This window comes from Rathayibacter sp. VKM Ac-2927 (assembly GCF_022815525.1).
Taxonomy (GTDB): Bacteria; Actinomycetota; Actinomycetes; order Actinomycetales; family Microbacteriaceae; genus Rathayibacter; species Rathayibacter festucae.
In genome coordinates this window covers 560787-573857 of sequence record NZ_JALGRT010000001.1, presented here as the reverse complement: position 1 = coordinate 573857, position 13071 = coordinate 560787, and the positions used below count along the sequence as shown (strand labels likewise).

Genomic DNA, 13071 nt, shown 5'->3' with positions numbered 1-13071 from the left:
GGAGACGGCCGCCGACTGGTTCCATCGGTTCCATGTCCACTCCGTCCACCGGCACCCTCGCGCTGCCGACCACCGACCCGGCCGCTGCTGCGCCGCCCGCTCCCGCCGCCCTCTCCGACGACGACGAGGTCCTCCGCCCGGCCGATCTCGTCACCGCGCTGACCGGCGTCGCCCTCGGCTTCTTCGCCCTCTTCGTCCACGGCCTCACGCAGTGGTCGTACGTCGGGCCCACCGTCGAGCGGGCGGGCGTGCTCGGCTGGGTCGCGCCGGCGCTGGTCGGGCTGATCTGCGTCCTCACGGCCGTGACGTCGGTGGCGGTCCGCGCCGCCCGCCGGGCGAGCCGCGGGCCGTCCGCGCCGACCGGAGCCGCCTCGTGACCGCCGCGCCCGCCGTCCCGTCCACCGCGACCCCCGCCGTCGCCCTCGCGCAGGAGCTGCTCCTGCGCACCGGCTGCGCCCGCCCGGGACTGCCGTGGGTCCGTGAGAGCGCAGCGGGATCGGCGGTCGACCTGGCGGTCCTCGAGCGCGGCGCGCACCTGCTCGACCTCTCCGAGGAGGCGGTCGCCCGGATCGCGCTGTCGCTCGCCACCAGCCGCCCGGTCGACCTGCGCGCGGCGTTCGGCCACCTGACCCGCGACCACGCCGAGGCCGTCATGATCGCCGTGGCCGTCGCCGGCGGGCACGACCGCGTCGAGAGCCGCGTCGTCGTCGTGGACGGCGAGCGCCGGGTCGAGAGCGTGCCCCCGCTCGGCGTCTGGCCCGATCGCGGAGCGCGACCCGGCGAGGAGGGGCTCGCCCGCGTCGCGGCCTGACCGACCCGCACGACCCCCAGACGCGGGTGACGCCTCGGTCGTCCGGCCGATCCGAGTCGCTACGGCCTTTCGCAGATCCCCGGCTTAGGGTGTCCGTGTGCAACGTGTCGACGATTTCCCAGGAGCCGGACCGGTGGCGACCTCCCCCGAGTCCGGTGACCCGCGCGAGGCGTCCGCCCTCCAGCTCCCCTCCAACGCCACCACGCCCGTCCAGGTGACGAGCGGCGAGGCAGGCTACCAGGGCGGCAATGCGGCCGACCCGGTCTGGCAGTCCTGGCGGGAGGAGCTCGCCAAGGTCGGCGGCCCCTCGCCGCTCCTGCACTTCGTCGACTCCCCGCGCACCCGCATCGAGCTGTCCACCACGCACCCGGGCGGGCTGCCCCCGTTCATCTCGGGCAAGACGACCCTGCTCTCCTCTCTCATCCGTGACGAACTGGCGCTGCGCACCGCGAAGAACGCCGCCGCCGCCATCACCGACAAGGGGATCGAGCTGCGCTCGGTCCGCGGCATCGAGGGCGTGCACCTCGCGATCGGCCTCGCCCAGTGGCGCGCCGGCGAGACGGAGTTCACCGCCCCCGTCCTGCTGCGCCCGCTCGCGATCCGCCGCTACGGCCGCGACTTCGAGCTCAAGCTCAAGGGCCAGCCCTACTTCAACCCGCAGCTCGCCCGCGCGCTCAAGCAGCAGTTCGGCATCACGATCGACCCCGAGCAGTTCGTCGAGCTCGCGGTGCAGAGCGGCGTCTTCAAGCCGCAGCCGGTCATCGACCAGCTCCGCGGACTCACCTCGCACCTGCCCTGGTTCGCCGTGCACCCGCGCCTGGTGGTGTCGAGCTTCGCCGACGTCGCCGGCGACATGCTCCGCGACGCCCGGATGCTCGAGCACCCCGTCCTGGACGCGGTCGCCGGCAACCCGGCCGCCAAGCGCGCGCTGCAGCAGTCGCAGAAGGTGGCGTCGATCATCCCGCAGGACGAGCGTCCGCCGGCGACCGACAACCTCCTCCTCGACGCCGACGCCGAGCAGGAGCAGGTCATCGCGAACATCGCGGCCGGCAACTCGCTCGTCGTGAAGACGCTGCCCGGCACCGGCGGCACGCAGACGATCGTCAACGCGATCGGCGCGCTCGCCGCGCAGCACAAGCGCGTCCTCGTCGTCGGCGCCCGCCGCTCGAGCCTCGACAGCATCCACCAGCGACTGCTCTCCGCCGGCCTCGGCGGCATCGCCGTCAGCCCGCGCACGCTCCGCCGCGACCTGATCCAGTCGATCGGCCGCAACGAGAAGGCCGCGCGCCCCTCCGTCAGCGAGATCGACGACGCTCTGCTGCGCCTGCGCAAGGTGCTGCTCGACTACCGCGGCGCGCTCTCGCGCCGCGACCCCAGCTTCGGCGTCTCCGCGCTGCAGGCCCTCGAGGAGCTGGCGCGCCTCTCGCAGCTGCGCACGCCCCCGTCGACCGCCGCCCGCCTCGACCGCCGCGCCGTCACCGCCCTCGCGCACAGCAGGCCCGAGGCGACCCGGATGCTGATCGAGTCGGCCCGGCTCGGCGAGTTCCGCTACGGACCGGGCGACTCGCCCTGGTACGGCGCGCAGTTCGACTCGACCGCCGACGCGGAGGCCGCGCACGAGCTGGCCAAGCGCCTGCACTTGCGCGACCTGCCGCGCCTGCTCGACCGCGCCCAGGACGTCATCGCGCAGACGCGCATGCGCCCGTTCGAGTCGGTCGCCGAGCTCGGCATCTACCTGCGCCTGCTGCAGGACGTCCGCGAGACGCTCGACAAGTTCCAGCCGGCCGTCTTCGACCGCTCGATCCAGGACCTCATCGTCGCCACCTCGCCGCGCCGCGAGGCCGCCGAGATGTCCTCGACCAACCGCCGCCGCCTGAAGAAGCTCGCCCGCGAGTACATGCGGCCCGGCGCGCACGTCACCGACCTCAACGCGTCGCTCCGGCGCGTGCAGCAGCAGCGCACGCTCTGGCAGCGCTACGCCGTCGCGGGCACCGTCCCCGAGGTGCCGGTCGGCGTCGCCGACGTGCAGGTCGCGTTCCAGCAGGTGTCCGACCAGCTCGGCCGGCTCGACGAGCCGCTCGGCCGTCGCGGCAGCAGCACGCCGCTCGCCTCCCTGCCGCTCGCCGAGCTCGTCTCGATGGTCTCCGGGCTCGCCGAGGACAGCGAGGTGCTCGCCAACCTGCAGGAGCGCACGACGCTGCTCTCGACGCTGCGCGAGTGGGGCCTGGACCCGCTGCTGACCGACCTCTCGCGCCGCCACGTGCCGGCCGAGTTGGTCGCGATCGAGCTCGACCTCGCCTGGTGGCGCTCGGCGCTCGAGATCATGCTGACCGACGAGCGCGCCCTGCTCGGCGGCAACACCAGCGTGCTCGACCGCCTCGAGGCCGACTTCAAGCTCGTGGACGAGGCGCACGCCGCCTCCAGCGCCGAGCTGCTGGCCTGGAAGCTCTCGGAGACCTGGAAGATCGGGCTCGTCGACTGGCAGCTCGAGCGCGACGCCCTGCGCGCGCTGCTGCGCTCCGAGGCGTCGACCACGCCGCAGGAGCTGCAGAAGGCCGCGCCGCACCTCTCGCGGGTGCTCGCTCCGGCCTGGCTCGCCTCGCCCTACGAGGTGCACCGCATCGGCACCGAGACCACCTTCGACGCGGTCTTCCTCGTCGACGCCGGCGCCACGACCCTCGCCGAGAACGTCGGAGCGATCCGCCGCGCCAAGCAGGTCGTCGCGTTCGGCGACCCGGTGACGCAGACGCCGACGCCGTTCTCGCTCCGGGTCGACGAGACCGTCGAGTTCGGCAGCGCCGCCTCGCGCACCGACGTCGAGGCCCTGCACGCGCAGTCGGCGCTGGCCCGCCTCGGCGAGCTGCTCAACACCGTCACGCTCACCCGCAGCTACCGCGCGGGCGGCGAGGACCTCGCCGAGCTGGTGAACCGACGCTTCTACGGCGGCCGGATCGACTCGCTGCCGTGGGCCGGCTCGTTCCTCGGGCACGACTCGCTCCGCTTCCACTACATCGCCAGCGGACACGGCATGCCGGAGAACGACTCCGGAGCGGTCGAGTCCGTCGACGCCGAGGTCGCGAAGGTGGTCGAGCTGGTGCTCGAGCACGCGGTCATCCGCCCGCGCGAGTCGCTGATGGTGATCACCGCGAGCCCGCGGCACGCCGTCCGGGTCCAGCAGGCCGTGCTCACCGCGTTCGCGAAGCGCGCCGACCTCAACGACTTCATCCTCGGCGACCGGCCCGAGCCGTTCGCGGTGGTGACGCTCGAGCAGTCGGTGGCGCAGAGCCGCGACCGGGTGATCTTCTCGATCGGCTACGGCCGGACCCCGCACGGCCGCCTGCTCTCCAACTTCGGTGCGCTGGCAGAGCCGGGCGGAGAGCGCCTGCTCGCCGTCGGCATGACCCGGGCCCGCCGGTCGATGGACATCGTCTCCTGCTTCCGCCCCGGCGACATCGACGAGTCGCGGATGCGCTACGGCATGGTCGCGCTCGCCCAGGTGCTCCAGGAGGCGGAGGACCGCGTCCAGCCGAGCGATCGCGACGACTACTCCGAGCCGATGCTCGTCGACCTGGCCGCGCGTCTCGAGCGCCGCGGACTGCGCGTCAACATCGGGCACAAGGGCAAGCTCGCGCTGGTCGCGGCGCACGGCACCCGCGCCGTCGTCGTCGAGACCGACCGCGACGTCAGCACGCAGAGCCTCCGGGTCTCGCTGCGGCTGCGCCCGGAGCTGCTGCGCCGCCTCGGCTGGCACTACCTCCGCGTGCACAACTTCGAGCTGTTCGCCGATCCCGAGGCCGTGGCCGCGCGGGTCGCCGGGCTGATCGGCGCCCCGCAGGACGAGACGTCGACCGGTCCGATCGAGGTGCCGGTGGGCGCCGGCGCGCCGATCGTCGAGGACGCCGCCCCGGCGTCGAACGAGACGCAGCCGATCACGCCCCTGCCCGCCGACTGAGCGTGCCCGAGGACTCCCGGGCCGCCGCGCCCGCCGGCGCCGACCGACCGCTCCGGCGCTCGCGCGGCGGCCGGCGGGCGACCCTGCCCGCGAAGCCGGGCACCGACCCGTCGCCGCACGACGCCGTCGTCCCCGACCCCGAGGCGCCCGCCCTGCGCCCCGATACGGGCCCGAACGACGCCCGCCTCCGCCAGGACGTCCCCCCGCACTACTGACCCCTCCCGCGAGATGCCACTTGTGCACGCTTCTCACGGCGTGTCGCGCGCACAAGTGGCATCTCGCGGGCCGCGGACGACGGCGGCCCACCGTGCCGGAGCAGGATGGGCCGTCTTCGTCGCGGTAGCGGGTCAGCCGCAGGTGCGGGCCGCGTAGGGGGCCTTCGCCGTCGAGGTGACGGGCTTGCCACCGACCGTGGCGGTCGCCGTCACCGTCGCCTCGCCGGCCGCGAGCTGGGCGGCCCGGACGGTGAAGGCGGCGGAGGCGTTCGAGCCCGCCTTGACGCCGGCGAAGGACTTCGTGCCCGCCGTCGAGGTGACCGTGACGTCCATCGGGACGGTGTCGCCGTTGGTTGCGACGACCGTCAGCACCACCTTGCCGGCGACGCAGCGGGTGGTCGCCGCGGCCGTCAGCTTCAGCGACGACTGCACGGTGACCGTGGCGGTCACCGGCATCCGCGAGTCGTCCTGCGCCACTCCCCGCACCGTGAAGGTGCCGGCGGCGGCGTAGGAGGCGGGAGCGACGGCGTCCCAGGTGACGGCGACGGTGCGCTTCGCGCCGTCCGCCGTCGTGAGCTCCGCGCTGGGCAGCACCGGGGCGACGCCGGCCGCGGTCGAGACCGCGATCGGAGCGACCGAGGTGACGGCGATCGCCGGGGCGTACGCCTCGAGCATGCGCTGGTACTCGGCGCGGGTCACCGGGATGACCGTGCCGTGGCGGGGCTTGCCGCCGTCGGAGTTCTGCGGCAGGTTCTCCCGCAGCTTCGCACCGAGCGGCTGCCAGGCGTCGGCGGCCAGGTCGTCGGTGCCGAACGGGATGTAGTGGTTCGGTCCCGCGTGGTAGTCCGGCTGGTCGATGAAGAGGAACCAGTCGAGGCCGTTCACGTCGCCCTCGTTCGCGGGGAAGACATTCGGGCCCTCACCGCTGGTGAAGGTGCCGTTCGGTTCGCCGTTGGGCAGGCCGGAGGCGACGCGCTCCTTGACCAGGGTCCACTCGTCCGCGGGTCCGGAGGTGCCGGGCAGCGAGCCGCTGACCGTGGCGAGCAGGTCGGTGCTCTTCTCCTCGCGCAGCGTCATCGACGCCTCGTCCTTGGTGAAGCGGTAGTAGGTGTCGCCGTCCTTCGCGATGGTCGAGTCGATCGTGCCGCGGCCGGTGCCGCGCTGGACGTCGATCCACGGCTTCGCCTCCGAGAAGGTGACGAAGTCGTCGGTGGTCGCGTACATCATCTGGTTGTAGGTGACGGCGGTGCGGTCGGCCGCGTTCGTCGTCGGGTACATGTTCGAGGCCCAGAAGACGACGTAGGTGTCGAGCTCGTCGTCCCAGTACGCCTCGGGCGCCCAGGTGTTGCCGGCGAAGTCGGTCGAGACCTTCACGTGGCGCTGCGCCGACCAGTTCACCAGGTCGGTCGACTCCCAGACCTCGATGTACTTCGAGCCCGACTTCTGCGCGGTGTCGAAGCCGCCGGCCAGGCCGTCGATCTTCAGGTCCGTCGCGAGCATGAAGAACTTGTCGCCCTCGTGCGAGCGGAGGATGAACGGGTCGCGCAGGCCCTTGGTGCCCTGGTCGGAGGTGAAGACGGGCTGTCCGCCGTTCAGGGTGTTCCAGTCGAGGGCGTCGTTCCCCTTCGAGGCGGCGAGGCTGACGCGCTCGGCGCCGGCGCCCTCACCGGTGAAGAAGGCCCAGACGTAGGCCTCGGTGTCGACCGTGCCCGTGGGCAGCGGCTGGAGGCGGAGGGTGAAGTCGCGGGTGCGCGTCACCGATCCGCTGGTCGCGGTCGCGCGGACCGTCACGTCGACGGCCGGGCTGCCCGCGGCGGGGCGCTCGACGACGATGGTGCGGCTGTCGGCGGTGCTGCCGTCGCGGATCGTCGCGGCGCTCGAGCCGATGACGCTCCAGGCGATGCTCGAGCCGAGGGCGCCGCGGGCCGGCACCGAGATGTTGGTGCGGACGTCGCCGGCCTGGGCGACGGTCACGGCGTCGAGGTCGCGCTGGACCTTATCGGCGTCGGCGAGCTGCGCGGTGACGAGCACCGGGTAGTCGACGGTGCGCGTGTCGCTGCCGGAGGTGAACGTGGCGGTGAGCGTCACGGCGGCGTCGGGGGAGCCGGCGGCCGGTCGCGTGACGACGGCGCCGCCTCCGGAGACCGCGATGGCGGCGCTGCTCGAGCGCCAGGTCACGGCGACGCCGGCGCTGCTGGTGGGCAGCGCGAAGTCGGCGGTCGCGGTCGTCGGGATGCTGACGGAGGCGACGGCGCGGTCGATCGCCTGCGACGAGTACAGCGCGGTGACCGCGTCGGCGGTGAGCGCGCTGTCGTAGACCGCGAAGTCGTCGACGAGGCCGTTCCAGCCGGCGTCGTTGTAGGTCGAGCGGCCGAGATAGCCGACCAGCGAGGTTCCGAAGGACGAGACGTTGCGCGCGATCGCGTTCTGGCCGATCCGGGTGCCGTTGACGTAGACCGAGAGGGTGCCGTTCGTGCCGTCGATGACGGTCGTGTAGAGCGAGTAGCCGGCGGGAGTGCGCAGGCCGGTGCTCGCGGCGTTCGTCGAGCCGGGGCCGACCTCGGTGCCCCACGGGGCGCCGGCGTTGGTCGCGTTCGTGACGACCGACTTGACGAAGCCGGCCGGGTTCGTCGGGTTGAGCAGGTAGTAGCCGGAGGAGTAGGACGCGCCGGCCGCGACCGGGGCGCCGAGGAACGCGGCCGCGGTGTTCGCGGGCCCGGTCCGGTTCGAGACCCAGGTGGAGATCGTGAGGTCCTTCTTGCCGACCAGGCCCGTCGTCGGGATGTCGACATAGGGGGCCGCGGCGGCGGAGCCGCCCGGCAGGCTCAGCGCGCCCGCGGCGACGGTGGCGCCGCTGCCGCGCAGGGTGCCGTTGTAGCCGTTGCCGCTGGTGTCGGCGACGGTCGTGCCGGTAGGCGCGGTGTCGAAGCTGTAGTGGAGCAGCGGCTGGGCCGTCGCTCCGGAGGCGGAGACCGGGAGGGCGGCTCCGAGCAGCGCGGTGGCTGCGATCGTCGTGGTCGCCAGAGCGGTCCGCAACGTCGATCGTGATCGTCTCATGCAGGATTCCTCGTCGTCGAGAGGGCGACGAGGCCGCGGGCCCTCGGGGGTGAGGGTGCCGGTGCTCCGTCGCACGGGTGGTGAGGAACCACACACTAAAGGCTCGCGAGGGCGACACGCGAGCACTTTGTTACCGTTAACAAATATTGACACGGCGGACGCCGCGGGAGTGCGCTCCGGGGACATCGCCGGACGCGGCGAGGGGGGCGGCGACCTCGCGATCGCCGCCCCCCTCCTCCGTCACGGAGCGTCAGTCGACGTGCTTGCCGGAGTTCGCGGTGGTCGCGGTGCCGCCGTTGGCGAGCAGGTCGCGGATGTCGGCGAGGAGCTCGAGCTCGGTCGGCGCCTTGTCCTCGGCGGCCGGGGCGTCGTCCATCTTCTTCTTGAACGCGGTGTTCTTGAGGTGGTTGATCGGCAGCACGAACGCGAAGTAGAGCACGAACGCGACGATGACGAACTGGATCAGGGCGGAGAGGACGGCGCCCCAGGCCAGGACGGTGTCGGGCTCGCCGTTCTCTCCGGCGCGGAGGGTCCAGCCGATGCCCTCGAGCGAGGACGCGTCGAAGAGCACGCCGATGAGCGGGTTGAAGATGCCCGTCACTATCGCGTTGACGATCGTGGTGAACGCGGCGCCGATGACCACGGCGACCGCCAAGTCGATGACGTTGCCGCGGAGGATGAACTCTTTGAAGCCGTTGATCATGATCTGTTCCGTTTCTGCCGGCGGGCGGAGTGAGGTGCGCGGAGGCGGGCTCGCTCCCGAGGGAGCGGCGGCCCTAGGAGGAAGAGGAGGAGGCCCCTGACCCGGAGGACGAGGGCTTGGAGGAGGAGGAACCCGAGGAGCCGGAGCCCGATCCCGATCCCGATCCCGATCCCGAGGATCCGGAGCCGGAGGATCCCGACCCGGAGGAGCCCGACGAGGCGCCGGAGCCGCCCGAGGACGATCCGCCGGAGCCCGAGCCGGTCGAGGCGGGAGCGGACGACCCGCCGCCCGACTCGCCCTTCGACTCCTTCGAGCCGGACCCGGACCCCGAGGCGCGCGAGTCGGTCCGGTAGAAGCCCGAGCCGTTGAAGGTCACGCCGACCGCGCTGAAGACCTTGCGCAGCGCGCCCTGGCAGCTCGGGCACTCCGTGAGGGTGTCGTCGGTGAACTTCTGCTGGATGTCGAAGGCGTTGCCGCACTGGGTGCAGCGGTAGGAGTAGGTGGGCACTGGTGCTCCTGAGGCGGGTGGCGGCGGGGGAGTGGGAAAAGAGGGGAGCGGGTCAGCGCGGGATGTCGACGATGCCCGAGGGGGTGACGACGCCGTCGACCGCCTGGTCGTGAACCTCGCTGGGCACGTGCTCGACGAACTCGCTGTCGAAGACCACGGCGTAGACCGGCGGGCACTTCTCCATCGAGCCGAGCGTCTTGTCGAAGTAGCCGCGGCCCCAGCCCATCCGCATGCCCGAGCGGTCGACGGTGGCGGCGGGGACGATGATCAGGTCGACGTCGTTGATCGCGATGGGGCCGAGCAGCTGCCCGACCGGCTCGGGCATCCCGAACAGGCCCTGGGTCTCGGTGTGGCCGTCGCCGACCGCCCAGTCGAGCAGGCCGTCCTGGCGGGAGATGGGGAAGAGGACCCGGATCCCGCGGCTCTCGGCCCAGCCGAGGAAGGGACGGGTGCTCGGCTCGTCCGGCGCCGAGAGGTAGCAGGCGATCGACCGTGCGCCGACCCGGGTCGCCAGCTCCTCGAGGTGCTCGGTGAGGTGCAGGGTGGCCTGCTCGCGGGCGGTCGCGGTCTGCGTGCGTCGGCGCTCACGGAGCTCGGCGCGCAGCGCCCGCTTCTCGTGGGTGATGTCGGCTGGCATGGGGCTCAGTCTAGATCGGGGGTGTCGGGCCGTCCTCGCGGCCGGAGCCGCGGTCGTGGAGGAGTCCGGAGTCGAGGTCGTGAGGAGTCCGGGGTCGCGATCGTGTGGAGTCCGGGGTCGCGATCGTGAGGAGTCCTGCGGCGGCTCCGTCCGCGAGCGGGGTACACCGTTGGCAAGCCCCTCTCGGGGCCGAAACGTGCCCGACCACGGCCGCCGCTAGTATGGCGCCCCATGGGCACTCGAATCCGCAAAGCCGTCATCCCCGCCGCCGGTCTCGGCACCCGCTTCCTGCCGGCGACCAAGGCCATCCCCAAGGAGATGCTGCCCGTCGTCGACAAGCCGGCGATCCAGTACGTGGTCGAGGAGGCCGCGGACGCCGGACTCCAGGACGTCCTCGTCATCATCGGGCGCAACAAGAACGCGCTCGCCAATCACTTCGACTCGGTCCCCGAGCTCGAGCAGAACCTCGCCAAGAAGCTGGACGACGCCAAGCTGGCGCACGTGCAGTACGCGAGCGACCTCGCCGACGTGCACTTCGTCCGCCAGGGCGAGCCGAAGGGCCTCGGCCACGCCGTCTCGCGCGCTCAGCGCCACGTCGGCGACGAGCCGTTCGCCGTCCTCCTCGGCGACGACCTGATCGACGCGCGCGACCCGCTCCTCACCCGCATGATCGACGTGGCGGAGCAGCGCGACACCACGGTCGTCGCGCTCCTCGAGGTCGACCCGGACCAGATCCACCTCTACGGCTGCGCCGCGGTCGAGACGACCGACGAGGACGACGTGGTGCGCATCACCGGCCTCGTCGAGAAGCCCTCCAAGGAGGACGCACCCTCCAACCTCGCGATCATCGGCCGCTACGTCCTCAAGCCCGACGTCTTCGGCGTGCTCGAGCACACCGCGCCCGGCAAGGGCGGCGAGATCCAGCTGACCGACGCCCTCGAGCGCATGGCGCAGGACCCGGCGGAGTTCGGCGGCGTCTACGGCGTCGTCTTCCGCGGCCGCCGCTACGACACCGGCGACAAGCTCGACTACATCAAGGCCATCGTGCAGCTCGCCTCCGACCGCGAGGACCTCGGCGTCGACCTCAAGCCCTGGCTGAAGGACTTCGTCGCGGGCCTCTGAGTGAGGAGCCCGCGTGGGCGGGCGCTGCTCTTCGAACGGCACGCTTCGCGTTCTGCACATGCCGATCGAGCAGCCCGCCTAGCGGGGCGTTCGTTCCATGCTGATCGAGTAGCCCGCGCAGCGGGCGTATCGAGATCCACCGTCGTCTGCAGCTGAGCCTGCAGACCCGCCCTTCTGGCGGACGTGGGTCTCGATACGCCCCTCCGGGGCTACTCGACCAGCATGGAGTGGCGGCCCCCCGCTGCTCCGGCCCCTGCCGCGTTCCGGCGCTCCGGTCCACCCCCTTCGACCGCCGCGACCGCGCAGTAGGGTCAGCACATGCCGCTGCCGATACCGACGCTCACCGAGGGTCGTGTCACCATCCGCCCGATCCGGGTCCGGGACGCCCGCCCCCTCGAGCGCGAGCTGATCGCGAACCGCGCCTGGCTGCGGCAGTGGGAGGCGTCCGACCCCCGCGGCGGCGCGGCCTTCGACGTCCGGGCCAGCATCCGCTCGCTGCAGCAGAACGCGCGCGCCGGCGGCGGCGTGCCGTTCCTGATCGACTGGGACGGTGAGCTGGCCGGTCAGCTCAACATCTCCAACATCGGCTACGGCTCGCTCTCCTCCGGCTCGATCGGCTACTGGGTCTCCGAGCGCTACGCCGGCCGCGGCATCACCCCGGTCTCCGTCGCGCTCGCCACCGACCACGCCTTCTTCGACCTCGGCCTGCACCGGATCGAGATCTGCATCCGCCCCGAGAACCGGCCGAGCCTGCGCGTCGTCGAGAAGCTCGGCTTCCGCTACGAGGGCCTGCGCCGCCGCTTCATCCACATCAACGGCGACTGGCGCGACCACTTCTGCTTCGCGCTGGTGGCGGAGGAAGTGCCGCGCGGAGTATTGCGCCGCTACCTCGAGGGCCAGGTGCCGAGCGACGTCGGCGTGCCGACCGACGCCGACCAGCGCGCCTCCCGCCGATCGGGCCTCTCCGGACCGCCCGACGGCGCCGGCGTCCCCCCGACGGGGAGCCGATTGATCCGCGATCCGCACGGACACACCTACCCGTAATGACGGACGGGAGCGTCCCGTGCTCTTAGCGTTGGTCGCATGAGTAGCGACTGGCTGGGCGGGGGCGTCGTCTGGGCGCTCGCCGCCGTTCTGTGGGTCGCCTATCTCATCCCCGCGTGGATGCGCCGGCGGTCGTTCTACGCGACCGAGCGCAACGCGGTGAGGCTCCAGCAGACCCTGCGGATCCTCGCCGAGACCGCCGAGGTGCCCGAGCACGTGCGTGCGGAGGCGACGGCCCGCGAGGTCGCGCTGCAGCAGCGCACCCTCCGGGCGACCGAGACCAAACAACGAGCCGAAGAGAAGGCACAGGCGATGGAGCTGGCACAGGCGGAGAAGGCGGCGCGCGAAGCGCTGCGGCGGGCGGCCGCGAGCACACGGCAGAGCACGCGGACGGCTCCCGGCGCGATGCGCTGGCGCCAGGGCGCGGCGCTGACGGTGCTGATCGGCCTCGTCGTCGCCCTCGTCGGGCTGGTCATGCTGCCCTTCGGCGGTGCGGGCGTCGTACCGCTCGTCGGCGTGCTGGTGCTCGCCGCCGGGCTGGGCACCCTGATCCTGCTCGCTCCGGGCCGTCAGCGCAGCGCCGCGCCCGCCGCGGTCTCGACCAGCACCGCCGAGGTGGCCCGCCGCCGTGCTGAGGTCTTCGAGGCCGAGCTCGCCGAGGAGGCCGCCGCCCCCGAGGAGGAGGCCGCCGCTGCCGAGGAGACGCGCTGGACACCGCAGCCGCTGCCCAAGCCCCTCTACCTGTCCCGCGGCACCGTCGCGGCCAGCGCGATGGCCTCGATCGACGCCGTGGAGCGCCTCCGCGCCGCCGCCGCGGACGCCGAGATCGCCCAGCGCGCCGCCGCCTCGGCCCCCGAGGTCGCGCCGATCCGCTCGCCCCGCGCGACCGGCCCGGTCCCTGTGACCGAGGCGCCCCGCCCGTCCTCGCGCTTCGCCTCGATGGGCGTCGTCGAGGGCGTCGACGCGATCGACCTCGACCAGGCCCTGCAGCGCCGCCGCGGAGCCTGACCGGTCCTCCGCCC

At 72.7% G+C, this 13071-nt stretch carries 11 protein-coding genes; 7 read left to right on the top strand and 4 right to left on the bottom strand.

The features are described 5' to 3' along the window. Positions 1-32: 32 nt before the first annotated feature. The 4 genes from MT353_RS02635 to MT353_RS02620 all read left to right on the top strand — a co-directional run bounded on the left by MT353_RS02635 (position 33) and on the right by MT353_RS02620 (position 4978). On the top strand, positions 33-377 hold the full coding sequence (locus MT353_RS02635; RefSeq protein ID WP_243623550.1) for a hypothetical protein: 345 nt from the start codon (positions 33-35) through the stop codon (positions 375-377). Further along, positions 374-811, top strand: a complete 438-nt coding sequence (locus MT353_RS02630) for a hypothetical protein (RefSeq protein WP_243623549.1) — start codon at positions 374-376, stop codon at positions 809-811. Before MT353_RS02635 ends, MT353_RS02630 begins: the two co-directional genes overlap by 4 nt. Positions 812-944: 133 nt before the next feature. Further along, on the top strand, positions 945-4763 hold the full coding sequence (locus tag MT353_RS02625; RefSeq protein WP_372487843.1) for an ATP-binding protein: 3819 nt from the start codon (positions 945-947) through the stop codon (positions 4761-4763). 2 nt (positions 4764-4765) lie between these two features. After that, positions 4766-4978, top strand: a complete 213-nt coding sequence (locus MT353_RS02620) for a hypothetical protein (RefSeq protein WP_123733856.1) — start codon at positions 4766-4768, stop codon at positions 4976-4978. Between the two features lie 132 nt (positions 4979-5110). On the opposite strand, the gene MT353_RS02615 is transcribed toward MT353_RS02620, so the two are convergent. From MT353_RS02615 to MT353_RS02600, 4 genes are all read right to left on the bottom strand, one after another. Continuing rightward, positions 5111-8035 (bottom strand): immunoglobulin-like domain-containing protein, encoded by a 2925-nt coding sequence (locus tag MT353_RS02615; protein ID WP_243623548.1) that lies wholly within the window; start codon positions 8033-8035, stop codon positions 5111-5113. Between the two features lie 250 nt (positions 8036-8285). Then, the gene (mscL, locus tag MT353_RS02610) at positions 8286-8738 is read right to left on the bottom strand and encodes a large conductance mechanosensitive channel protein MscL (RefSeq protein WP_243586354.1); all 453 of its coding nucleotides are present in this window, start codon (positions 8736-8738) and stop codon (positions 8286-8288) included. A gap of 73 nt (positions 8739-8811) precedes the next feature. Further along, the gene (locus MT353_RS02605; RefSeq protein WP_243623547.1) at positions 8812-9246 is read right to left on the bottom strand and encodes an FmdB family zinc ribbon protein; all 435 of its coding nucleotides are present in this window, start codon (positions 9244-9246) and stop codon (positions 8812-8814) included. Positions 9247-9298: 52 nt separating this feature from the next. Next, complete coding sequence (locus MT353_RS02600) at positions 9299-9883, bottom strand: 5-formyltetrahydrofolate cyclo-ligase (RefSeq protein ID WP_123445234.1); 585 nt, start codon at positions 9881-9883, stop codon at positions 9299-9301. Positions 9884-10114: 231 nt separating this feature from the next. On the opposite strand from MT353_RS02600, the gene galU reads away from it, so the two are divergent. The 3 genes from galU (at position 10115) to MT353_RS02585 (ending at position 13057) form a co-directional block, all read left to right on the top strand. Beyond that, complete coding sequence (gene galU / locus MT353_RS02595; RefSeq protein WP_123445235.1) at positions 10115-11005, top strand: UTP--glucose-1-phosphate uridylyltransferase GalU; 891 nt, start codon at positions 10115-10117, stop codon at positions 11003-11005. Positions 11006-11323: 318 nt separating this feature from the next. After that, on the top strand, positions 11324-12049 hold the full coding sequence (locus MT353_RS02590) for a GNAT family N-acetyltransferase (protein ID WP_123445236.1): 726 nt from the start codon (positions 11324-11326) through the stop codon (positions 12047-12049). A 39-nt stretch (positions 12050-12088) separates the two neighbouring features. Continuing rightward, complete coding sequence (locus MT353_RS02585; RefSeq protein ID WP_243623546.1) at positions 12089-13057, top strand: hypothetical protein; 969 nt, start codon at positions 12089-12091, stop codon at positions 13055-13057. Positions 13058-13071: the final 14 nt, after the last annotated feature.